Origin of the sequence: Caballeronia sp. RCC_10 (genome assembly GCF_041360715.1) — a bacterium.
Classification (GTDB): Bacteria; Pseudomonadota; Gammaproteobacteria; order Burkholderiales; family Burkholderiaceae; genus Caballeronia; species Caballeronia grimmiae.
On the sequence record NZ_JBFUPT010000001.1, the window covers coordinates 301,438 to 322,811 of the forward strand.

Genomic DNA, 21,374 nt, shown 5'->3' on the forward strand with positions numbered 1-21,374 from the left:
GCGGGGAGACCAGACATGACCATCCGCAAGCTCTCTTCCGCTGCCGCCATTGCGCTGTGCGTCCTGCTTCACGGATGCGGCGGCGGTGGCGGCAGCAGTTCCGACGCCAGCACGGCAGCGCCCGCCAGCGCACCGGCCACCGCCAGCACGCCGCTTCTGGCGAGCGCGCCCGCCCCGGCCAGCAACGTCGTCGTGCAGTCGACGACGCCGAACGTGCAACCGATCCGCGTCGCCGCGATCGCCACCGGCACACGCAACATGCTGCAGACGAGCGTGACGCTGTGCGCGCCCGGCACCGATAAATGCCAGACCATCGACAACATTCAGGTCGATACCGGCTCGCAGGGACTTCGAGTTCTTGCATCGGTGCTCGATCGGTCGATCGCACTGCCGCTCGTCGCGGGCAACGCGGCGAGCACGGTGATGGCGGAGTGCTCCGTGTTCGGCTCCGGCTATACGTGGGGCGCGGTGCGGCAGGCCGACATCCGCCTCGCCGGGCAACTCGCGAGTTCGACGTCGGTCCAATTGATCGCCGATACCGCCGTGCCCGGCGCGGCGACCGATTGCAGCCAGTCGGGTCTGCCGATGCTCGACGCATCGAAGCTCCGTGGCAACGGCATTCTCGGCGTCGGCCCGTTCACCGCCGATTGCGGCGGCGGCTGCGCGAATTCCGCGATGCCGCGCTGGTACTACAGCTGCACTTCAGCCGGATGCACGGCGAGCGCGCTTGCGACCGCGCAGCAGGTGACGAATCCGATCGCGCGCTTCGCCGCCGACAACAACGGCGTGCTGATCGAGTTGCCGGCGGTGCCGCCGGAGGGCGCATCGTCGGTGGCGGGGACGATGACCTTCGGCATCGGATCGCAGGCGAACAACCTGCTCGGTGCCGCTACGGTGCTGAAGTCCAACTCGATCACGGGCTATGTGTCGACGAGCTTCAGCGGCAACCAGTACGGATCGAGCTTCATCGATAGCGGATCGAACGGCCTGTTCTTTCCCTCCGCGACGCTCGTGACCTGCGGCGCGTGGTTCTGCCCGGCGACGCCGCAGGGACTGAGCGCAACGCTCATTTCGATGACGGGCGTCACCGCCGGTGTGTCCTTCAGTGTCGCGAAGTCGACCACGCTCTTTGCCACCAGCAATTACGCGTTCAACAATCTGGCCGGGCCTGCGAACGGCTTCTTCGATTGGGGACTGCCGTTCTTCTACGGCAGGCGCGTGTTCACCGCGCTCGAAGGGCGTCCGACGCCGGCGGGAACCGGGCCGTACTACGCGTTCTAGACGTGCAAAAGCCGTCTTTCGATCCCTCGAAAGACGGCTTTCCTGGCGAACCTGACGATCCGCCCGAGCCTTTATTGCCCGCCCGCCTTGCTTTCCTCGTCGAAAATCTTCTGCGCAAGATGGAACGCCGAGTTCGCCGCCGGCACGCCGCAATACACCGCCGTCTGCAGCAGCACTTCCTTGATCTCGTCTTGCGTCACGCCGTTGTTCTTCGCGGCGCGCAGGTGCAGCGCGAGTTCTTCGCTGCGGTTGAGCGCGACCATCATCGCAATGGTGATGAGGCTGCGCGTATGGCGCGGCAAACCATCACGCGTCCAGATTTCGCCCCATGCATAGCGCGTGATGAAGTTCTGAAACTCGGTCGTCAGTTCGGTGCGATTCGCAAGCGAGCGGTCCACGTGCGCGTCCGACAGCACCGCGCGGCGCACGTTCATGCCCGCTTCGTAACGTTCGTCGTCAGTCATTGTGCTTCTCCGAGGAAGTCGAGCACGGCGCGCGTGTACGCATCGCGCTTCTCGATGTTCGACAGATGCGCCGCGTCCAGTTCGACGTAGCGCGAGCCATCGATATACCCCGCCAGTTCGCGGCCCTGCTCCGCCGTGGTCGAGAGGTCGTGCGTGCCCGCGATCACGAGCACCGGCAGCGCGATGGTCTTCGCTTCGTCGCGCAGGTCGGCGTCGCGGATGGCTTCGCAGTTCGACGCGTAGCCGTCGCCCGATGTGTGGCGGAAGACGTCGCGAATGTTGGCGAGCGCAAGCTGCTCGCGCTCGATGAACGGCGCGGTGAACCAGCGCGCGATGACGGCATCGGTGAGCGCGGCCATGCCGCCTGCTTCGCGTGCTTTCGCGGCGCGCGGCGTCCACACGGCGTCCGATCTGATCAGCGCCGCCGTGTTCGACAGCACGACGCGCGAGAGCCGCTGCGGATGGCGCGCGGCGAGGCCGATGCCGGTCAGCCCGCCCATCGACAAGCCGCAGTAATGCGTGCGCTCGATGCCGAGATGATCCATCAGCCCGATGACATCGCCGATCAGCTGGTCGATGGTGTACGGGCCTTGCGGCGCGTCGGAATGGCCGTGGCCGCGCGTGTCGTAGCGCACGACGCGATACTGCTTCGCGAACGCTTCGATCTGCGGCGTCCACATCGATACGTCCGCGCCGAGCGAGTTCGACAGGACGAGCCACGGCGCATCGTCGCCGGCGGTCGAATCGATGCGATAGTGAATGCGGGTTCCGTTGACTGCGGCGAGTGGCATGTTGATGGTGCTCCTTCTTGTTGAATGGCGCAGGCGTCGTCAGGCGCTCGCGCGATACTGGTCGAGCGCCGCATCGACGAAGGCTTGCGCCTGACCGACGTAATTGGCCGGATCGAGCAATGGCTTCAGTTGCTCGGGCGATAGATGGCGCGCGACGGTTTCATCGGCGGCGAGGACGTCGTACAGCGACTGGCCGTTCGCGACCGCTGCCTTCGACGCGCGCTCGACCAGCTTGTGTGCGTCCAGCCGGCCGATGGCATCGCCGAGCGCGAGCATCACCGCTTCGCCGAGCACGAGTCCGTTCGTCGCGTTCAAGTTCGCCGCAAGGCGATCGGCGTTCACTTCCAGTCCCGGCACGATGCCCTTCACGTTCGCGAGCGCCCCGGCGGTCAGTCGCGCCAGATCGGGCAGCGCGTCCCATTCGGCCTGCCAGCCGCCGAGCGCGCGCTCGTGCTCCTGCACCATGCCGGCGAAGACCGTCGCGACGAGGTTCGGCGCGCGCGTCGCTGCCGTCAGCACCGCCGCGCAGCCCACGGGGTTGCGCTTGTGCGGCATCGTCGATGAACCGCCCTTGCCTGCCGCCGCCGGTTCGGCCACTTCGCCGAGTTCCGTCTGCATCATCAGCGAGATATCGCGGGCGATCTTGCCGAGCGTGCCCGTCAGCATACCGAGAAACGATGCGGCCTCCGCGATGCGATCGCGCTGCGTATGCCACGGCAGCGCGGGCAGTGGCAGGCCAAGGTCATCGGCAAGCGCCTGCGCGGCCGGCAGCGCCTTGTCGCGCAGGCTCGCGAGCGTGCCCGCCGCGCCGCCGAATTGCAGCACCAGCGCGCGGCTACGCAACTCGACGAGACGCGCGCGATGCCGCGTGGTCGCATCGAGCCATTGCGCGAACTTCAGGCCGAGCGTGATCGGCAACGCCTGCTGCAGCCAGGTGCGGCCGATCATCGGCGTCGCGCGATGCGTCTGCGCCTGCGTGGCAAGCGACGCGGACAGCTCGCGCAAATCGGCATCGATCAGATAGAGCGCGGCGCGAAGCTGGAGCACGACGCCCGTATCGATGATGTCCTGGCTCGTCGCGCCCCAGTGCACGTACTTCGCGGCTTGTTCGTCGCGTGCCTTCACGACGGCCGTCAGTTGCTTGACGAGCGGAATCGCGAGATTGCCGCCGGCGGCCGCGCCGGTCATCAGCGCGGCGGCGTCGATGTGGTCGGCGTTGCACGCGGCGACGATCGCATCGACGGCGTTCGCCGGAATCACGCCCGCTTTCGCCGATGCCCGCGCCAGCGCCGCTTCGACGTCGAGCATCGCCTGGACGGTCGCGCGCGGCGACCAGACCGCGTTGGCTTCGGCGTTGCCGCAGATCAGATCGGTGAGCCGGCCGGTCGATGAGAACATGCGATCAGACCCGCTCGATGATCATCGCGATGCCTTGTCCCACGCCGATGCACATCGTGCAAAGCGCGTAGCGGCCGCCGGTGCGATGCAACTGATACGTCGCCGCCGTCACGAGCCGCGCGCCCGACGCGCCCAGCGGATGACCGAGCGCGATCGCGCCGCCGTTCGGATTGACGCGGGCATCGTCGTCGGCGACGCCGAGCATGCGCAGCACCGCGAGCCCTTGCGACGCGAACGCTTCATTCAGCTCGATCACATCCATCTGGTCGATGGTCAGCCCCAAGCGCGCAAGCAGTTTTTGCGACGCCGGCGCCGGACCGATACCCATGACGCGCGGCGGCACGCCCGCCGTCGCCATGCCGAGAATGCGCGCGCGCGGCGTGAGGCCGTGCCGCTTCGCGCTTTCCTCATCGGCGATCAACATCGCGACCGCGCCGTCGTTGACGCCCGACGCGTTGCCCGCCGTCACCGAGCCGTCCGGACGCACGACGCCCTTCAGCTTCGCGAGCGCTTCGAGCGTCGTTTCGCGCGGATGCTCGTCCTGCGTGACGACGATCGCATCGCCCTTCTTCTGCGGAATCGTGACCGGCGTGATTTCCTGCGCGAGCGTGCCGTCCTTCTGCGCACGCGATGCCTTCTGCTGCGAGCGCAGCGCGAACGCGTCCTGATCGGCGCGGCTCACCTTGTAATCGTCGGCGACGTTCTCGGCGGTTTCGGGCATCGAATCGACGCCGTATTGCTTCTTCATCAGCGGATTGACGAAGCGCCAGCCGATGGTCGTATCGAAAATTTCGGCCTGACGCGAGAACGCGGTCGCGGCCTTGCCCATCACGAAGGGCGCGCGGCTCATGCTTTCGACGCCGCCCGCGATCAGCAATCCCGCTTCGCCCGACTTGACCGCACGCGCCGCGATGCCGATTGCATCCATGCCCGAGCCGCACAGGCGGTTGACCGTCGATCCCGGCGTGCCGACCGGCAGCCCGGCGAGCAGCGCCGACATGCGCGCGACGTTGCGATTGTCCTCGCCTGCCTGATTCGCGCAGCCGTAGATCACTTCCTCGACCGCTTCCCAGTCCACTTCCTTGTTGCGCTCGACGAGCGCGCGCAGCGGCACCGCGCCGAGATCGTCGGCACGCACGGACGACAGCGCGCCCGCATAACGGCCGATCGGCGTGCGGATCGCATCACATACGAATGCTTCTTTCATCGGTTGCTCCAGTTCTGTGTAGTGTCTCTCAGGCTGCTTCGGAGATCGGCGCGTACTGCAGCGGGACCTTGGCGAGCTTCTGCAATTCATCGAACGACAGGCCGTCGACGATCTCGCGCACGACGAAGCCTTCCGGCGTCACGTCGAACACGGCCAGGTCGGTATAGACGCGGTCCACGCACTGCACGCCCGTCACCGGATAGGAACACTCGGCCACGAGCTTGCTTTCGCCTTGCTTGGTGAGCAGTTCCATCATCACGTAGACCTGCTTTGCGCCGATGGCGAGATCCATCGCGCCGCCGACAGCCGGAATCGCGTCCGGCGCGCCGGTGTGCCAGTTCGCGAGATCGCCCTGGGCCGACACCTGAAACGCGCCGAGCACGCAGAAATCGAGGTGGCCGCCGCGCATCATCGCGAAAGAATCAGCGTGATGGAAGAACGCGCCGCCCGTCAGCAGCGTCACATGCTGCTTGCCGGCATTGATCAGCTCGTCGTCTTCCTCGCCCTTCGCGGGCGCGGGGCCCATGCCGAGCAGGCCGTTTTCGCTGTGCAGAAAGATCTCGCGATCCGCCGCGAGATGATTGGCGACGAGCGTCGGCACGCCGATGCCGAGGTTCACGTACGCGCCTTCCGGAATGTCCGCGGCCACGCGCTTGGCCATTTCGTCACGAGTCAGTTTCTTCATGGCTTTTCGTCCTTTCAGGCAGCGAGTTCAGCTTGATGCACCGCTTGCGGCACTTCCACGACGCGCTGCACGAAAATGCCCGGCGTCACGATGTTTTCAGGGTCCAGTTCGCCGAGCGGCACGACTTTCGACACCTGGACGATGGCCGTCTTCGCGGCGCTCGCCATGATCGGCCCGAAGTTGCGCGCCGTTTTACGATAGACCAGATTGCCCCAGCGGTCGCCCTTATATGCCTTCACGAGCGCGAAGTCGGCATGGAGCGGCGATTCGAGCACGTAATGCTTGCCGTCGATCTCACGCGTCTCCTTGCCTTCCGCGAGCTTGGTGCCGTAACCGGTCGGCGTGAAAAATCCGCCAATGCCAGCGCCCGCCGCGCGGATGCGCTCGGCGAGATTGCCCTGCGGCACGAGTTCGAGCTCGATTTCGCCGGCGCGATACAGCGCGTCGAACACGTGCGAATCGGTCTGGCGCGGAAACGAGCAGATGATCTTGCGCACGCGCTTCGCGTTGAGCAGCGCGGCGAGGCCCGTATCGCCGTTGCCTGCATTATTGTTGACGATGGTCAGTTCACGCGCGCCCTGCTCGATGAGCGCGTCGATCAGCTCGGACGGCATGCCCGCCGTGCCGAAACCGCCGATCATGATGGTCGCGCCATCGTGGACGTCGGCCACCGCCGACGCGAGCGAATCGAAAATCTTGTTGATCATTGCGTTGTTCTCCTGTGACGAGAACCGGCTCGTCGCCGTGGTCATCGCCTTGTGAAGCCGTCAGCGCGCATTTCGCGCTCTAAGCCGGGGTATACCCGCTGCCGTGCCCTCTTGCATCGGAATGTTCGTCATGCGAACATGGATTCGTTTAGCGAACATCGGCATGTTAGTCCCGCGTTCGTTGCGGTGTCAACGAAGCCCGCGCCTTTCGCGGGTTTGTACCGAGTCTCCTCACCTGAATTCATGGACACTTTCCCTTCGGATGCGCAAGACGCCCCTTCCCGTCCAGGCGATGCCTATGTGCAATCGTTCGCGCGCGGACTCTCGGTCATCCGCTCGTTCGATGCGAACCGCCCCGCGCAGACGCTGACCGAAGTCGCCGCCGCTGCGGGTCTCACGCGCGCCGGCGCACGGCGCATCCTCCTCACGCTTCAGACGCTCGGCTACGTCGAGGCCGACGGGCGGCTTTTCCAGCTCACGCCGAAGATCCTGGATCTCGGCTTCGCCTATCTCACGTCCATGCCGTTCTGGAATCTCGCCGAACCGGTGATGGAAGACCTCGTCGAGCAGGTGCACGAGAGCTGTTCGGCGGCCGTGCTGAATGGCGCGGAGATCGTCTATGTGCTGCGCGTGCCGACGCACAAGATCATTACGCAGAATCTGTCGATCGGCAGCCGCCTGCCCGCGTTCTGCACGTCGATGGGCCGCGTGCTGCTGTCCGCGCTCGACGACGATCGCCTCGACGCGTTGCTCGATGCCAGCGATATCGTCGCGCGCACGCCGCATACGATCGTCGATCGCGGCGCGCTGAAGGAAGCGATTGCGGCGGTGCGCCGCCAGGGCTGGGCGATCGTCGATCAGGAACTGGAGGAAGGCCTGATTTCGATGTCCGCGCCGATCCGCGACCGGCAAGGGCGCATCATCGCCGCGCTGAACATCAGCGGCAACGCGCAGCGCAAGAGCGCGAAGCAGATGGTGAAGGCGTTTCTGGATCCTTTGCAGGACGCGGCGCAGCGCGTGTCCGAGATGGTCGCGCGACGCGGCTGATCGCACATGGACGAACTCGATCTGAACCTGATCCCGTTCCTCGTCGCGATCGCGGAAACGCGCAACGTGAGCCGCGCCGCCGAGCGGCTTGGTGTGAGTCAGCCGCGCGTATCGACGGCGCTCGGGCGGCTGCGCGAATACTTCAACGATCCGCTATTCGTGCGGACTTCGCGCGGCATGGAACCGACGCCGCGCGCACTGGCGCTCGTGCCCGCCGCCCGCGACGCGCTCGGTTGCATCGAGCGCGGCCTGCTCGACACCCAGCACTTCGATCCCTCCTCGAGCACCGATACATTCTCGATCGCGCTATCCGATGTCGGCGAAATCGTCTTCCTGCCGCGCCTGTTGCAGGCGTTCTCGAAAGATGCGCCCGGCGCGAATCTGCGCTCGGTGTCCGTATCGCATGAAGACGTGGAGCGCGGACTGGAAGCAGGCGAGATTGATCTTGCGGTCGGCTATTTTCCGGACCTGCGCGGCAACAACTTTTTTCAGCAGCGGCTCTTTTCGCATCGCTTCATTTGCCTGATGCGGCGCGATCACCCGTATGCGAACGAGCCGCTCACGCTCGAGCGCTTCGTCGAATGCGGACATGCGGTCGTGCGCGCCGAAGGACGAAGCCAGGAAGTGCTCGAAAACTATCTCGACAAGGAACGTGTCCGGCGGCGAGCGGTGCTCGAAACGCCGCACTTCATGAGCCTGCCGTTCATTCTCTCGCGCACGGATCTGATCGCGACGGTGCCGCACGCGATCGGCTTCGCGTATGTCGCGGAACACGCGTCGATCACGCTGGCCGAGCCGCCGCTACCGTTGCCGCGCTTCGATCTTCGGCAGCACTGGCATCGCAAGTTCCACAACGATCCGCGCACGACCTGGCTGCGCGGCGTGGTCGCGTCGCTCTTCAACGACGCGCTCGACGAATGGCCGAAGTGAGCGTTCACGGATGGATTGGCGCTAACATCGCCGTTTTCTTCCTGCGGGAAAGTGACCGATGGATGCGCTGACCAGTTTGCGCGTGTTCCGCGAAGTCGTCGACGCGGGCAGCTTCGTAAAGGCCGCCGAGCGCCTCGACATTTCGACCGCGATGACGAGCAAGCATGTCGCCAATCTGGAACGGCAACTCGGTGTGCGTCTGCTTCACCGCACGACGCGCCATCTGAGCCTGACCGAAGCGGGCAGCGTCTATTACGAGCAGTGCAGCGAAGCGCTGGACATTCTGAAGGCGGCCGAGGCGGCGGTCGGTGTGCAGACCGCGCAGCCGCAAGGCGTGCTCAAGGTGACGGCGCCCGGCTGGTTCGCGAATCGGCGGTTCGCGGACTTGCTCGTTGCGTATCAGGCGCGCTATCCGGGCGTGCTCGTCGATCTGCGGCTGGAGAACCGCTTCGTCGATCTCGTCGAAGAAGGCTACGACATGGCGCTGCGTGCGACGTGGGAGCCGTCGCCTTCGCTGATCGTGCGGCCGCTGTGCAAGATGCCGTTCGTGCTAGTGGCATCGCGTGCGTATCTGGACCGACATGGCGAGCCGCGCCATCCAGACGACATCGCGCGCCATCGCCTCATCCTGCCGACTTATACGAACATCGAGTCCGTCACGCTGACGGGCCCGGATGGCGAAGTCGTCGTAAAAAATCACGCGGTGCTGAAAACCAACGACAGTTCGATGCTGTTGCAGCTTGTCCACGCCGGCATGGGACTCGCGTACGTTCCGCAGTGGATGATCGATCAGGAACTGGCGTCGGGTGGGCTCGTGCATCTGTTGCGGCAGTACACGGCGTTCGCGCCATCGGTGTACGCCGTCTACACGAGCCGCAAATACATGACGACGAAGGTCCGCACGTTCATCGACTTTCTATCCGAATCGCTGGGCGATGGGCCAAATTGTTAGGATTACTCCTATTCAAGCGTCCTGCACCTCATGTGAAGATCGCGCCGGCGTCCGCTTGCCCGGACCGGCTCATTCTTCTTTGCACGAGGCATCACGCAATATGGACTTCCCCTGGATTCCGTTGTTTTTCAACTTCTTGCTGCTGGGCATCGTGCTGTTCGTTTGCCGCACGATCAATGCAAGTCACGGCAAATTGCTGTGGAACGGCGCGCTGATTTACTTCGTCTTCTGCTTTCTGGCGATGGTTCTGGATTTCACGCTGACGATGGTCTTCGCGTCCGCGAGCTTCCATGACCATACGCAGTATGAAACCGTCGCGTCGCGCATGGCGTGGGCCGGGCGTGTCTTCGGCTATCTCGCTCCGTGCGCGGTGTCGCTCGTGATGGGCCTTCTGTTCCGCAAGCGTCAGCAGTCGCCTGCATCGCCCGCGCGGGCGGTTGTCGGCACGGCGAAAGCGGTCGCGCGCGGCGAGGCATCGGCGGCTGTGGCGTCGTGATGTGCTTCGTCGACCTTGGCGGGTCGAAAGTGGATTTGGCAACGTTTGCCGCAAAAATCGCCGCAGCAGTTCTACTATTCGATTCGCTCTGATATACTTTCGCTCTTTCGGGGCGTAGCGCAGCCTGGTAGCGTACCTGCATGGGGTGCAGGTGGTCGGAGGTTCAAATCCTCTCGCCCCGACCAAAGTTGAAAGCCCACGCGAGTTTTAGCTCGCGTGGGCTTTTTGCTTTTCACCCGCTGCTTCAAACCGCCAGGCTTCTTTCCGGAGACGCCAAAACAACGGTTTTTGCTTGCCTGCCAGCAACTTAAGTTCTATTCTTCGCGTGACACTTAAGGAGCGGCACAGCAATGCCTTCGTCAGCTCGCGGCCCGATATCGCGACGCCGAGTCCAGCCTGATCGTCCCTCATCCACGCTGCGCGCAGAGATCGCAAGATGGTTCAGCGCGGCAAGTGCTGCGCGCGTCACGCGCTTTGGCCGCATTTATCCCGGCGGCAGCCGTTACGTCTGCGTCAGCGCACGCAATGAGCATCGTGGCGGGTTTTATGCCCTCTATTTCTTCCATCATGGCGTCGACGATTGGCGCACCTATCCGCCCTCTGGCGTCGGGCCGAGCATCGTCTATTGGTCGTCGGATGCCGGGCCTGCGCAAAGCGCACGCGTCGCGCCAGGCTAACGCTTGCCGTCAAGACGAAAAAAAACCGCGATACGTGATCGCGGCTTTTCGTGTCACCCGCCGAGCAAGTCGATGACTTGCGATATCTCTTTACGCAGTTGCTCAACATCGACCGCCGGTTGCTGCGCGTCCGCTGCGGCTTGAGCGTCGGCACCGGTGGCTTCGTCATCGATCGGGCGCCCTTGAGAATCTAGCCGGTTGCGCGCGCCATTTATCGTGAAGCCCTGCTCGTACAGCAACTCGCGAATGCGCCGGATCAGCAAGACTTCGTGGTGCTGATAATACCGACGATTACCCCGCCGCTTGACCGGCCTGAGTTGCGTGAACTCCTGTTCCCAATAGCGCAGCACGTGCGGCTTGACACCGCACAGCTCGCTGACTTCGCCAATCGTGAAGTAACGCTTGGCGGGGATCGGAGGCAAGACGACTTTTTCCATCGTCGATCAACCATCGTTTGAGTGATGTCGATTGAAGCGCGGCGGCCGAACTGCAGGAGCGCCCATCGGCGCATGGAACACGTCAACGAGTGAGGCTCGTCTCCGCGCCTGTTTCGACCAACGCCTTCAGTTTCTGGCTTGCATGAAAAGTGACGACCCGCCGCGCCGCGATCGGAATGGCTTCGCCGGTCTTCGGATTGCGTCCAGGGCGCTGAGGCTTGTCACGCAACTGGAAATTGCCGAAGCCGGACAGCTTGACGCTGTCGCCGCTTTCAAGCGCGTCGCGGATCACCTCGAAGAAGGCTTCGACCATGTCCTTCGCTTCGCGCTTGTTGAGGCCGACGTGGTCGAACAGCATTTCCGCCAGTTCGGCCTTGGTGAGCGTCGGCGTATCGTTCGGCATCGCGCCCGAAGCGGTGCTGTCTCGGGTCATGGCGCTGCGCTGCGCCGAAAGAAGGGCTTCGAAATCACTCGAGTTCATTTGGTTCATATCGGTAAAACGGCGCGAAACATGATTTGACTTGGCGATCCCTGCGGACGGGCCAACTGGGCTATCCGCGCAACCGCGCGCCGTGTACTCGAGCCAGGCGATCCACCAGCGTTCTGATCGCCGTGTCGACTGTTTCGTCCTGAAGCGTGCCGCCAGTATCTTGCAACGTTACACGGAAGGCAAGACTTTTCTCATGCTCCCCCAACCCACCGGAAGTGTTTGATTTTGGACGGAATTCATCGAAAAGCGCAACCCGGGTAACGTGCTTGCAAGCGGGCTCGGAACGGGCGTTTTCGAGCTCGTCGAGCAGTGCTTGCACCGGTACCGACTGGTCGACGACGATCGCGATATCGCGCCGCACCGGCGGGAATTTCGATACCTCCGACGGCACCGGCAGCGGGCGTTCCATCAGAGCGTCTGCTTCGATTTCGAAGAGGATCGGCGCCTGCGGAAGGTCATATTTTTGCAGCCAGCGCGGATGCAATTCGCCGATCCAGCCAACCGCGCGCCCCGCCACTTCGATGCGCGCGCTGCGCCCCGGATGCAGCGCCGGATGCTCGGCCTTCACGAAGCGCGGGACGACCGGCGCGAAGAGCGCTTCGACATCGCCCTTCACGTCGAAGAAGTCGACGTTGCGCGATGCCGCGCCCCACTGCTCCTCGATCGCCGGACCGTATGCGAGACCGCCGATCATCTTCGGCTGTGCGAAGCCTTCGACCGTCAGTTCACCCGCCTTCACCGATGGATCGCGCAGGAAGACGCGCCCTGCTTCGAACACGCGGATGCGGTCCGCGCGGCGATTCAGGTTATAGCGCAACACGCCGATCAGGCTGCCGAACATCGTCGTGCGCATGACCGAGAGCTGGCTCGCGATCGGGTTGATCAGCTTCACCGGGTTGTCGTTGCCGGCGAAGTCCTTCTCCCATTCGGCATCGACGAAACTGAAGTTGACCGTTTCCGCATAGTCGCGCGCGGCCACGGCATGACGCAGCACATGGATCGAGCGCTTGGTCTCGTTCGTGGGGCGCATTTCGCTCGCCGCCACCGGCGGGCGCGCCGGAATCTTTTCGAAGCCGTAGATGCGCGCGACTTCCTCGATCAGGTCTTCCTCGATCTCGATGTCGAAGCGATACGGCGGCGGCGTGACATGGAACGTATCGCCATCGCGCTCGAACGCGAGGTTCAGTCGCGTGAAAATCTGCGCGATCTCGTCCGCCCCGATATCCACGCCGATGATGCGATGTGCCCGTGCAACGCGCATCGACACCGGACGGCGCTCCGGCACGTTCAGGATCTGATCGTCGACGGGACCGGCTTCGCCGCCGCAGATGTCGAGAATCAGTTGCGAGATGCGCTCGATATGCTCGACGGTCGTCGAATAATCGACGCCGCGTTCGAAGCGATGCGCGGCATCCGTCGAGAAATTGTACTTGCGCGCACGGCCGCGGATCGCGTCCGGCCACCAGAACGCGGCTTCGAGATAGATGTTCGTGGTGTCGAGCGAGACGGCCGTGCTGTCGCCGCCCATGATGCCCGCAAGGCTTTCGACGTGAGAGTCATCCGCGATGACGCCGACGGTTTCATCGAGTTCGACGGTGCTGCCGTTCAGGAGCTTGAGCGACTCGCCCTTTCTGCCCCAACGCACTTCGATTCCGCCGTGAATCTTGTCGAGATCGAACACGTGCGTCGGACGGCCGAGTTCGAGCATCACGTAGTTGGAAATATCGACGAGTGCCGAAATGCTGCGCTGGCCCGAACGTTCGAGGCGCTCGACCATCCATTGCGGCGTCTTGGCGCGTGCGTTCACGCCGCGAATCACGCGGCCCGAGAAGCGTCCGCACAGATCCGGCGCGAGCACCTTGACCGGCAGTTTCTCGTCGAGCGTGACCTCGACTGATGGCATGTCCAGCGCCTTCAGCGGCGCGCCGGTGATGGCGGCCGTCTCACGCGCGACGCCGAACACCGAGAGGCAGTCCGCCTTGTTCGGCGTGAGCTTGATCTCGAAGACGGTGTCGTCGAGATTGAGCGCCTCGCGGATGTCCTGGCCGACCTTCGCATCGGCGGGAAGGATCAAGAGACCGCTGTGATCTTCCGACAGCTTCAGTTCGCGCGCCGAGCACAGCATGCCCTGGCTGTCGACGCCGCGCAGTTTCGTCGGCTTGATCGCGAACGGCTCACCGCCCGCTTCGGCCGGCGGCAGCACCGCGCCGATCAGCGCGACCGGCACCTTGATGCCCGGCGACACATTGGGCGCGCCGCACACGATGTTCAATTGCTCGCCCGTGCCGGCATCGACCTGACAGACGTTGAGCTTGTCGGCGTTCGGATGCTTCGCCACTTCCAGCACTTGCCCGACGACGATCTTCGTGGTCGGCGGCGCCACCGGGCGCAGGTCTTCGACCTCGAGACCGGCCATCGTGAGCGCGTGCGCGAGTTCGCCGGTGGAAAGCTTGGGATCGACGAAGCTACGGAGCCAGGATTCGGGGAATTGCATGTGTGTCTACGTTCGAAATGTTTGGAGTCTCTCGTTCGGCCGCCTTCGCTTCTTTCGCAGCCGAACGCCGCGGGACGTGCGTCTTTAAGCGAACTGTCGCAGGAAACGCAGATCGTTTTCGAAGAACAGGCGCAGGTCCTGCACGCCGTAACGCAGCATCGTGAGACGCTCGAGGCCGCTGCCGAATGCAAAGCCGATGTAGCGCTCGGGATCGAGGCCCATGTTGCGGATGACGGTCGGATGCACCTGGCCCGAGCCCGAAATCTCCAGCCACTTGCCCGCGTTCTTGCCGTGCTCGAACATCATGTCGATTTCGGCGGACGGCTCCGTGAACGGGAAATACGAAGGACGGAAGCGCACGAGAATGTCGTCGCGCTCGAAGAATTTCTTGAGGAAGTCGGTATAGACGCCCTTCAGATCCGCGAAGCTGATGTTCTCTTCGATCCACAGGCCTTCGACCTGGTTGAACATCGGCGAGTGCGTGGCGTCGCTGTCCACGCGATACGTGCGGCCCGGCACGATCACCTTGATCGGCGGCTTGTTCATGCGCGCGTAGCGCACCTGCATCGGGCTCGTATGAGTGCGAAGCAGCAGCGGACGACCTTCGGCGTCCTTGCCGTCGACGTAGAACGTGTCCTGCATCGAACGCGCCGGATGGTTCTCCGGGCTGTTCAGCGCGGTGAAGTTGTACCAGTCGGTTTCGATCTCGGGGCCGTCGGCGACGTCGAATCCGATGCTGCCGAAAATCTGCTCGACGCGTTCCCACGTCCGCATCACCGGATGAAGCGTGCCGACGCCCGCGCCGCGCCCGGGCAGCGTCACGTCGATGGCTTCCGCCGCGAGCCGCTGATTCAGCAGTGCATCTGCCAGCGCCTGACGGCGCGCATTGAGCGCCGCTTCGACCTTTTGCTTCGCGACGTTGATGCGCGCGCCTTCGGTTTTCTTCGCGTCGGGATCGAGCTTGCCGAGGCCCTTCAGCAGTTCGGTGAGCGCGCCGGACTTGCCCAGGAAGCGCGCTTTCTCGTTTTCGAGCGTGGCGGCATCGTTGGCGTTTTCAAAGGCGCTTTTCGCGTCGGAGACAATCTGGTCCAGATCCATTGATCCCATCTTTTCAACGTCGAAGTTCTAACTGAATTACGGTTTTGCGCGTGCCCTGCCGCGTGTGCTCAAGTCATGCGCAAAACCGTCCGTCCAACGAAAACGGGGCTCGGTGAGAGCCCCGTTTTCTGCTTGAGCGCCGCCGTTGTTACGGCAGCGTTCAGGCAAACCACGCAGTACTAATTTCGCAATTAGGCTGCAACGGCGGCTTTCACCTGCTTGACGATCGCAGCAAAAGCAGCCTTGTCGAACACAGCCATGTCAGCCAGCACCTTGCGGTCGAGTTCGATCGAAGCCTTCTTCAGGCCGTTGATGAACACGCTGTACGTCATGTCGTGCTGACGCACCGCCGCGTTGATACGCGTGATCCACAATGCGCGGAACACACGCTTCTTGTTGCGGCGATCGCGGTAGGCGTACTGGCCTGCGCGCATGACCGCCTGCTTGGCGATGCGATAGACGTTATTGCGACGGCCGCGGTAACCCTTGGCCAGACGGATGATCTTCTTGTGACGGGCCCGTGCGGTAACCCCACGTTTTACTCGAGGCATGTTGCGCTCCTTGGAGTGTTAGTTGAGGTTAGGCGAACGGCAGCATTGCGCGGACGGAGTTCAGATCGGAATCATGAACAGCCGTGGAGCCACGCAGATGGCGTTTGTTCTTGGTGGTTTTCTTGGTAAGAATGTGGCGCTTGAAGGCCTGACCGCGCTTGACGGTACCGCCCGGACGCACCACGAAGCGCTTTGCAGCACTCTTCTTGGTCTTCATCTTCGGCATGAAACTACTCCAGTTTATTAGATGGTCATGGGTGTGCGGCTGATCCCGCCGTACTGGCCAGAACCGCTTTCCGCCCTTCGAAACCCACGCTCCACTTATGTGCAGACAACCTTCTCAGGCTGCCGCTTTTCATGAGCGGCGCCGTTGATACGACGCCTCTCTGAACTTTCCGGCGATGCCGCGCTGCCGCCTTTTGCGACGGCGCGCGATCCATCGTCTCGCTGCTCGTGCTTACTTGGCCGCCTTCTTCTTGGGCGCCAGCACCATGATCATCTGGCGGCCTTCCATCTTCGGCATCTGCTCGACCTGACCGACTTCGTCGAGATCCGTCTTCAGACGTTCGAGCATACGCATGCCGATTTCCTGATGCGCCATTTCGCGACCGCGGAAACGCAATGTGATTTTCGTCTTGTCGCCGTCTTCGAGAAAGCGCGTGAGGTTGCGCAGCTTGACGTTGTAGTCACCGTCATCCGTGCCGGGGCGGAATTTGACTTCCTTCACCTGCACGATCTTCTGCTTGAGTTTCGCCTCGTGCTGCTTCTTCGCTTCCGAATACTTGAACTTGCCGTAATCCATCAAACGGCAGACAGGCGGCGAAGCCTGCGGCGCAATTTCGACGAGATCCACGTCGAGCTGTTCCGATTGACGGAACGCATCGGCCAGTTTCACGATTCCGAGCGGCTCGTTGTCCACTCCGACCAAGCGCACTTCCGGTGCAGTAATTTCACCGTTGATGCGATGTGACGACTTATCAGTAGCGATGTTACGTTTCCTCTAAAAATGAAAAACAAGCCGCGCTGCGAGTGACTTACTTGAACGCCCGCACTTCCTGCTGCAGACGTTCGAGGAATGCGTCGACCGGCATCACGCCCAGATCGACACCGCCACGAGCACGCACGGCTACGGTTTGCGCCTCACGCTCCTTGTCCCCGACAACCAGCAAATACGGGACCTTTTGCAGCGTGTGCTCGCGTATTTTATAGCTAATCTTCTCGTTGCGCAAATCGCTCTCGACTCTAAGCCCTTGTTTTTGCAACGATTGGGTCAAAGACGCCGCATATTCGGACTGACTTTCGGCAATATTGAGCACGACGGCCTGCACCGGCGACAGCCACGGCGGCATTGCGCCGGCGTGATGCTCGATCAGAATGCCGAGGAAACGCTCCATCGAGCCGACGATCGCGCGGTGAAGCATGACCGGACGGCGACGGCTGTTGTCCTCCGACACGTACTCCGCGCCGAGGCGCTCCGGCAGCACCATGTCGAGCTGCAGCGTGCCGCACTGCCACGAACGGCCGAGCGCGTCCTTGATGTGGTACTCGATCTTCGGACCGTAGAACGCGCCCTCGCCCGCAAGCTCTTCCCACTGCAGGCCGCAAGCGGTCAACGCTTCCCGCAGACCCTGCTCGGCGCGATCCCATATTTCATCGGTGCCCGCGCGCTGCTCGGGACGCAGCGACAGTTTGATGTCGATGTGATCGAAGCCAAAGTCCTTGTACACGCTCATCGCGAGCGTATTGAACGCAATCGACTCCGCGATGAACTGGTCTTCGGTACAAAAAATGTGTGCGTCGTCCTGGACGAAGCCGCGCACGCGCATGAGGCCGTGCAACGCGCCCGACGGCTCGTTCCGGTGGCACGAACCGAACTCCGCGTAACGCAGCGGCAGGTCGCGATACGAGCGCAGACCGTGATTGAACACTTGCACGTGACCGGGGCAGTTCATCGGCTTGATGGCGTAGTCACGCTTTTCCGATTCGGTCGTGAACATGTTTTCACGATAGTTCTGCCAGTGACCCGATGCTTCCCACAGCGAACGGTCCATGACCATCGGAGTCTTGATTTCCAGATAGCCGGCCTCGTTCACGCGACGGCGCATGTACTGCTCGACCTGCTGCCACAGCGACCAGCCCTTCGGATGCCAGAACACCATGCCCGGCGCTTCGTCTTGCAGGTGAAACAGGTCGAGTTGCTTGCCGAGCTTGCGGTGATCGCGCTTTTCCGCTTCCTCGAGCATGTGCAGGTACTGATCCTGGTCTTCTTTTCTGGTCCAGGCAGTGCCGTAAATGCGCTGCAGCTGCTCGTTCTTCGAGTCGCCGCGCCAGTACGCGCCCGCGACCTTCATCAGCTTGAAGACTTTCAGCTTGCCCGTGGACGGCACGTGCGGGCCGCGGCACAGATCGATGAAGTTGCCGTGCGAGTACAGGCGAATCTCGTCGCTTTCCGGAATCGACTGGATGATTTCGGCCTTGTACGCCTCGCCGATGCTCTTGAAGTACTCGACCGCTTCATCGCGCGAAACGACACGGCGCGACACCGGCTCGTTCTTCTGCGCGAGCTCCTGCATGCGCTTCTCGATCTTCTCGAGATCTTCGGGCGTGAAAGGACGGTTGTACGCGAAGTCGTAATAGAAGCCGTTGTCGATGACCGGCCCGATGGTCACCTGCGCCTCGGGGAACAGATCCTTGACCGCGTACGCGAGCAAGTGCGCGGCGGAATGACGAACGACATCTACACCTTCCGGGTCCTTGTCCGTGACGATGGCAAGCGACGAATCCTGGTCGATGACGTAGGAGGTGTCGACGAGTTCGCCATTGAGCTTGCCGGCGAGCGCCGCCTTGGCCAAGCCCGCCCCGATCGATGCCGCGACTTCCGCGACCGTCACCGGGTGGTCGTATTGGCGGACCGACCCATCAGGCAATCGTACCGAAACCATTTCGTTCTCCAAGACGCCGGCCGAGGCCTGGCGAGTTCGACTAAGCACTGCCCCGCGATATCGATATCAGAAACCGAGGGACAAAAAAAATGCGGCCCCGCTATCGAGGGGCCGCATTCACTTTTCACACATACCGCAAAATAGAAAAGGGCAGAAGGCGAAAGAGGTCCTCGACTAGCGTCGCTCCGAATTTGTTTCGGTCAACGTTCGAAGTGCCATTTCGCTGTTCGCCTTTTGCGCCGAAGCGCTTTTGCGGAGTGAAACTTCGTGAACCAAGATTCGCCGAAGTTTCGTTTTCGTTGGTAGGCTCGATTGGACTCGAACCAACGACCCCCACCATGTCAAGGTGGTGCTCTAACCAGCTGAGCTACGAGCCTGAAAGAAGTGAGATTATATGGAGCGTTTCGAATCTTGGCAAGTGTTTCTGCGCAATGAAATGAAAAAGATTCGTCGATCGTTCACTTCGACGCGCAATATCGCTCATGCGCGCCGCGATGCGCGAATCACGCCCTGCACCTCACCGAGCACCGTGCACGCGCGCTGAATCTGCGCCGAATTCGATACCTCCACCGTGAATTGCATGTAGGCGATATTCCGGCGGCTCTGGCTCTTCACGCCGATCACGTTGATCTTTTCACGCGCGAACACTTCCGAGATATCGCGCAGGAGCCCTTGCCGGTCCGCCGACTCCACCGACAGATCGACCGGATATACCGACGATCCGCGCCCGTTCATCACCTCGGCCGACCAAGTCGTATGCAGCACGCGTTCGGGCGAACGCTGCGCCATGCGCTGGAACGTCGTGCAGTCCGCGCGATGAATCGACATGCCTTTGCCGCGCGTCACGAAGCCCGCGATCGGATCGGGCGGCGCGGGACGGCAGCAGCGCGCGAGTTGCGTGAGCAAGGCATCCACGCCGACGACCAGCACGCCCGTCGATGCCCCTTGCGCCACGCTCTGCCCGCTGCTGCGCTTCTCGAACTGCGCGGGCGCTTCCGGCTCGGGCTCGGGCGGCGGCGCATCGGACAACGCGTGCTCGATGTTGCGCACGCTGAACTCGTCCTTCGCGACGACCGCGTACAGATCTTCCGGCGCCTTGAAGCCGAGCTTGGCCGCGAGCTGATCGAGATTGACCGACGTCTTGCCTTCGCGCTGCAGCGTCTTTTCGACGATCGCCCGGCCCTGCGCCACGTTCTCCGCCGCGTCGACCGTGTTGAACCACGCGCGCACCTTCTGCCGCGCGCGCGGGCTGTGCATGTAGCCAAGCTGCGGATTGAGCCAGTCGCGCGAGGGTCCGCCTTCCTTCACCGCGATGATCTCGACCGTCTGCCCGTTCTGCAGCGGCGTGTTGAGCGGCACCATCGCGCCATCGACACGCGCGCCCCGGCAGCGATGCCCCAGCTCGCTATGCAGGTGATACGCGAAATCGACCGCCGTCGCGCCGTGCGGCAACGCCACCACGCGAGCCTGCGGCGTCAGCACGTAGATATGGTCGTCGTCGAGCGTGGCGTCGCGCAGATGCTGCCAGCCCGGATGCTCGCCTTCGACGTCGTCCTTCCAGGCGAGAAGCTGGCGCAGCCACGCGATCTTCTCGTCGTATTTCTCGCTCGCCGTCACCTGCCCCGCGTAGCCGCGCGCGCCCGCCTCCTTGTACCGCCAGTGGGCGGCCACGCCATACTCCGCGAACTGATGCATTTCGTGCGTGCGAATCTGCACTTCGAAGGCGCGGCCATCGTCGCCGACGACAACCGTATGCAGCGACTTGTAGCCGTTCGGCTTGGGCCGCGAAATATAGTCGTCGAATTCGCGCGGCACCGGCTGCCACAGGTTATGCACGATGCCGAGCACCGTGTAGCAATCCTTGATGTCCCCGACGATCACGCGAAACGCGCGCACGTCGTTCAGCTCGGCGAAGTCGAGTTCCTTGCCGCGCATCTTCTTCCAGATGCTGTAGATGTGCTTCGGCCGGCCGCTCACTTCGGCCTTGATGTGCGCGGTGTCCAGTTCCTTCTGCAGCCGCGCGATGGCCCCGGTCACATACGATTCGCGCTCGACGCGCTTCTCGTCGAGCAGCTTCGCGATCCGCTTGTACGTGGCGGGGTCTTCGAAGCGGAACGACAGGTCCTCGAGTTCCCACTTCAGTTGCCAGATGCCGAGACGGTTCGCGAGCGGCGCGTAGATTTCGAGCGTTTCGCGCGGCACGTCGGGCGATGGCTCCATCTTGTGCGCAGCGTAGTAGCGCAGCGTCTGCAGCCTGGACGCGAGCCGGATCAGCACCACGCGAATGTCCTGCGCGAACGCGAGCAGCATCTTGCGCAGCGATTCGACCTGCGCGCGCCGTGCCGCCTGCGCATCGCGGGTGTTGTCGGACACCGCGGCGAGCGTCGCGCGCGAGCTGACGGAGCCGAGACGCAGGAGTTTGCGTACATCGCCGACGAGCCGCTGCACTTCCGTCCCGAAGCGCTCCGCGATGACCTTCTCCGGATCGTCGAGATGAGGCGCGAGCGCAAACAGCGCGGCGGCGGCGATCGCGTACGGATCGACGTTGAGCGTCTGCATGATGCGTGCGGTGCCGGCAGCGTGATCCACCAGCAACTCGCCGGTCGAGACCCGCGCGTCCTTCGCGTGCTCGCGCACGAACGCGAGCGCGTCGTCGATGGACGGCTCCGGCAGCGTGTCGGCGAGGACGGCGGTTTCGGTCATACGGATAAAGCGACTGCTATCGGT

The 21,374-nt window shown here is 63.1% G+C and carries 21 protein-coding genes and 2 tRNA genes; 6 read left to right on the forward strand and 17 right to left on the reverse strand.

Features of this window, described 5'->3' with window-relative positions; translation table 11 throughout:
* Positions 1-15: 15 nt before the first annotated feature.
* Positions 16-1,281 carry a DUF3443 domain-containing protein gene (locus AB6804_RS01425; protein ID WP_370884936.1) on the forward strand — a complete coding sequence of 422 codons (1,266 nt, stop codon included), beginning with the start codon at positions 16-18 and terminating at the stop codon, positions 1,279-1,281.
* Positions 1,282-1,352: 71 nt separating this feature from the next.
* Here the strand turns inward: AB6804_RS01425 and pcaC are convergent, their stop codons facing one another.
* From pcaC to AB6804_RS01455, 6 genes are read right to left on the reverse strand one after another with little or no spacing between them, the layout of a single operon-like run.
* The gene (gene pcaC / locus AB6804_RS01430) at positions 1,353-1,745 is read right to left on the reverse strand and encodes a 4-carboxymuconolactone decarboxylase (RefSeq protein ID WP_035966990.1); all 393 of its coding nucleotides are present in this window, start codon (positions 1,743-1,745) and stop codon (positions 1,353-1,355) included.
* Positions 1,742-2,536, reverse strand: coding sequence for a 3-oxoadipate enol-lactonase (gene pcaD / locus AB6804_RS01435; RefSeq protein WP_370884937.1), 795 nt, complete (start codon positions 2,534-2,536; stop codon positions 1,742-1,744). The genes pcaC and pcaD overlap by 4 nt, the downstream gene beginning before the upstream one ends.
* A gap of 39 nt (positions 2,537-2,575) precedes the next feature.
* Positions 2,576-3,934, reverse strand: a complete 1,359-nt coding sequence (locus AB6804_RS01440; RefSeq protein ID WP_370884938.1) for a 3-carboxy-cis,cis-muconate cycloisomerase — start codon at positions 3,932-3,934, stop codon at positions 2,576-2,578.
* A 4-nt stretch (positions 3,935-3,938) separates the two neighbouring features.
* The gene (pcaF, locus tag AB6804_RS01445) at positions 3,939-5,141 is read right to left on the reverse strand and encodes a 3-oxoadipyl-CoA thiolase (protein ID WP_035966996.1); all 1,203 of its coding nucleotides are present in this window, start codon (positions 5,139-5,141) and stop codon (positions 3,939-3,941) included.
* A gap of 28 nt (positions 5,142-5,169) precedes the next feature.
* Positions 5,170-5,826, reverse strand: coding sequence for a 3-oxoacid CoA-transferase subunit B (locus AB6804_RS01450; RefSeq protein ID WP_035966997.1), 657 nt, complete (start codon positions 5,824-5,826; stop codon positions 5,170-5,172).
* Positions 5,827-5,840: 14 nt separating this feature from the next.
* The gene (locus AB6804_RS01455; RefSeq protein WP_370884939.1) at positions 5,841-6,533 is read right to left on the reverse strand and encodes a 3-oxoacid CoA-transferase subunit A; all 693 of its coding nucleotides are present in this window, start codon (positions 6,531-6,533) and stop codon (positions 5,841-5,843) included.
* A 243-nt stretch (positions 6,534-6,776) separates the two neighbouring features.
* Here AB6804_RS01455 and AB6804_RS01460 point away from each other — a divergent pair, with 243 nt between their 5' ends.
* From AB6804_RS01460 to AB6804_RS01480, 5 genes are all read left to right on the forward strand, one after another.
* Entirely contained in the window at positions 6,777-7,580 is an 804-nt protein-coding gene (locus AB6804_RS01460; protein WP_370884940.1) for an IclR family transcriptional regulator, read from the forward strand.
* 6 nt (positions 7,581-7,586) lie between these two features.
* Entirely contained in the window at positions 7,587-8,510 is a 924-nt protein-coding gene (locus AB6804_RS01465; RefSeq protein WP_370884941.1) for a LysR family transcriptional regulator, read from the forward strand.
* A 58-nt stretch (positions 8,511-8,568) separates the two neighbouring features.
* Positions 8,569-9,462 (forward strand): LysR family transcriptional regulator, encoded by an 894-nt coding sequence (locus tag AB6804_RS01470; protein WP_370884942.1) that lies wholly within the window; start codon positions 8,569-8,571, stop codon positions 9,460-9,462.
* Between the two features lie 100 nt (positions 9,463-9,562).
* Positions 9,563-9,958 carry a hypothetical protein gene (locus AB6804_RS01475; protein WP_370884943.1) on the forward strand — a complete coding sequence of 132 codons (396 nt, stop codon included), beginning with the start codon at positions 9,563-9,565 and terminating at the stop codon, positions 9,956-9,958.
* Between the two features lie 108 nt (positions 9,959-10,066).
* Positions 10,067-10,143 (forward strand) — tRNA-Pro (locus tag AB6804_RS01480).
* Positions 10,144-10,165: 22 nt separating this feature from the next.
* On the opposite strand, the gene AB6804_RS01485 is transcribed toward AB6804_RS01480, so the two are convergent.
* From AB6804_RS01485 to AB6804_RS01535, 11 genes are all read right to left on the reverse strand, one after another.
* Positions 10,166-10,369, reverse strand: a complete 204-nt coding sequence (locus AB6804_RS01485) for a hypothetical protein (RefSeq protein WP_370884944.1) — start codon at positions 10,367-10,369, stop codon at positions 10,166-10,168.
* A gap of 319 nt (positions 10,370-10,688) precedes the next feature.
* Positions 10,689-11,072: a MerR family transcriptional regulator gene (locus AB6804_RS01490; protein ID WP_370884945.1), complete on the reverse strand. Its 384-nt coding sequence runs from the start codon at positions 11,070-11,072 to the stop codon at positions 10,689-10,691.
* An 82-nt stretch (positions 11,073-11,154) separates the two neighbouring features.
* Complete coding sequence (locus tag AB6804_RS01495) at positions 11,155-11,562, reverse strand: integration host factor subunit alpha (RefSeq protein WP_035967004.1); 408 nt, start codon at positions 11,560-11,562, stop codon at positions 11,155-11,157.
* Between the two features lie 61 nt (positions 11,563-11,623).
* Complete coding sequence (pheT, locus tag AB6804_RS01500; RefSeq protein WP_370884946.1) at positions 11,624-14,056, reverse strand: phenylalanine--tRNA ligase subunit beta; 2,433 nt, start codon at positions 14,054-14,056, stop codon at positions 11,624-11,626.
* Between the two features lie 84 nt (positions 14,057-14,140).
* Complete coding sequence (gene pheS / locus AB6804_RS01505) at positions 14,141-15,154, reverse strand: phenylalanine--tRNA ligase subunit alpha (protein ID WP_370884947.1); 1,014 nt, start codon at positions 15,152-15,154, stop codon at positions 14,141-14,143.
* A gap of 191 nt (positions 15,155-15,345) precedes the next feature.
* Positions 15,346-15,705, reverse strand: a complete 360-nt coding sequence (gene rplT, locus AB6804_RS01510; RefSeq protein WP_008350196.1) for a 50S ribosomal protein L20 — start codon at positions 15,703-15,705, stop codon at positions 15,346-15,348.
* 28 nt (positions 15,706-15,733) lie between these two features.
* A complete protein-coding gene (rpmI, locus tag AB6804_RS01515; RefSeq protein ID WP_006052501.1) occupies positions 15,734-15,931 on the reverse strand; it encodes a 50S ribosomal protein L35 in 198 nt (65 codons plus the stop codon).
* Positions 15,932-16,162: 231 nt separating this feature from the next.
* Positions 16,163-16,693, reverse strand: a complete 531-nt coding sequence (gene infC, locus AB6804_RS01520; protein WP_075583167.1) for a translation initiation factor IF-3 — start codon at positions 16,691-16,693, stop codon at positions 16,163-16,165.
* Between the two features lie 46 nt (positions 16,694-16,739).
* Positions 16,740-18,647: a threonine--tRNA ligase gene (gene thrS / locus AB6804_RS01525; RefSeq protein ID WP_370884948.1), complete on the reverse strand. Its 1,908-nt coding sequence runs from the start codon at positions 18,645-18,647 to the stop codon at positions 16,740-16,742.
* 300 nt (positions 18,648-18,947) lie between these two features.
* Positions 18,948-19,024, reverse strand: a tRNA-Val gene (locus AB6804_RS01530).
* Between the two features lie 103 nt (positions 19,025-19,127).
* Entirely contained in the window at positions 19,128-21,350 is a 2,223-nt protein-coding gene (locus tag AB6804_RS01535; protein WP_370884949.1) for a bifunctional (p)ppGpp synthetase/guanosine-3',5'-bis(diphosphate) 3'-pyrophosphohydrolase, read from the reverse strand.
* Between the last annotated feature and the right edge of the window lie 24 nt (positions 21,351-21,374).

Coding starts and splice junctions, on each gene's coding strand:
- AB6804_RS01425 (WP_370884936.1), top strand. CDS start 16: ATGACCATCCGCAAGCTCTCTTCCGCTGCCGCCATTGCGCTGTGCGTC.
- pcaC (WP_035966990.1), bottom strand. CDS start 1,745: ATGACTGACGACGAACGTTACGAAGCGGGCATGAACGTGCGCCGCGCG.
- pcaD (WP_370884937.1), bottom strand. CDS start 2,536: ATGCCACTCGCCGCAGTCAACGGAACCCGCATTCACTATCGCATCGAT.
- AB6804_RS01440 (WP_370884938.1), bottom strand. CDS start 3,934: ATGTTCTCATCGACCGGCCGGCTCACCGATCTGATCTGCGGCAACGCC.
- pcaF (WP_035966996.1), bottom strand. CDS start 5,141: ATGAAAGAAGCATTCGTATGTGATGCGATCCGCACGCCGATCGGCCGT.
- AB6804_RS01450 (WP_035966997.1), bottom strand. CDS start 5,826: ATGAAGAAACTGACTCGTGACGAAATGGCCAAGCGCGTGGCCGCGGAC.
- AB6804_RS01455 (WP_370884939.1), bottom strand. CDS start 6,533: ATGATCAACAAGATTTTCGATTCGCTCGCGTCGGCGGTGGCCGACGTC.
- AB6804_RS01460 (WP_370884940.1), top strand. CDS start 6,777: ATGGACACTTTCCCTTCGGATGCGCAAGACGCCCCTTCCCGTCCAGGC.
- AB6804_RS01465 (WP_370884941.1), top strand. CDS start 7,587: ATGGACGAACTCGATCTGAACCTGATCCCGTTCCTCGTCGCGATCGCG.
- AB6804_RS01470 (WP_370884942.1), top strand. CDS start 8,569: ATGGATGCGCTGACCAGTTTGCGCGTGTTCCGCGAAGTCGTCGACGCG.
- AB6804_RS01475 (WP_370884943.1), top strand. CDS start 9,563: ATGGACTTCCCCTGGATTCCGTTGTTTTTCAACTTCTTGCTGCTGGGC.
- AB6804_RS01485 (WP_370884944.1), bottom strand. CDS start 10,369: ATGAGGGACGATCAGGCTGGACTCGGCGTCGCGATATCGGGCCGCGAG.
- AB6804_RS01490 (WP_370884945.1), bottom strand. CDS start 11,072: ATGGAAAAAGTCGTCTTGCCTCCGATCCCCGCCAAGCGTTACTTCACG.
- AB6804_RS01495 (WP_035967004.1), bottom strand. CDS start 11,562: ATGAACCAAATGAACTCGAGTGATTTCGAAGCCCTTCTTTCGGCGCAG.
- pheT (WP_370884946.1), bottom strand. CDS start 14,056: ATGCAATTCCCCGAATCCTGGCTCCGTAGCTTCGTCGATCCCAAGCTT.
- pheS (WP_370884947.1), bottom strand. CDS start 15,154: ATGGATCTGGACCAGATTGTCTCCGACGCGAAAAGCGCCTTTGAAAAC.
- rplT (WP_008350196.1), bottom strand. CDS start 15,705: ATGCCTCGAGTAAAACGTGGGGTTACCGCACGGGCCCGTCACAAGAAG.
- rpmI (WP_006052501.1), bottom strand. CDS start 15,931: ATGCCGAAGATGAAGACCAAGAAGAGTGCTGCAAAGCGCTTCGTGGTG.
- thrS (WP_370884948.1), bottom strand. CDS start 18,647: ATGGTTTCGGTACGATTGCCTGATGGGTCGGTCCGCCAATACGACCAC.
- AB6804_RS01535 (WP_370884949.1), bottom strand. CDS start 21,350: ATGACCGAAACCGCCGTCCTCGCCGACACGCTGCCGGAGCCGTCCATC.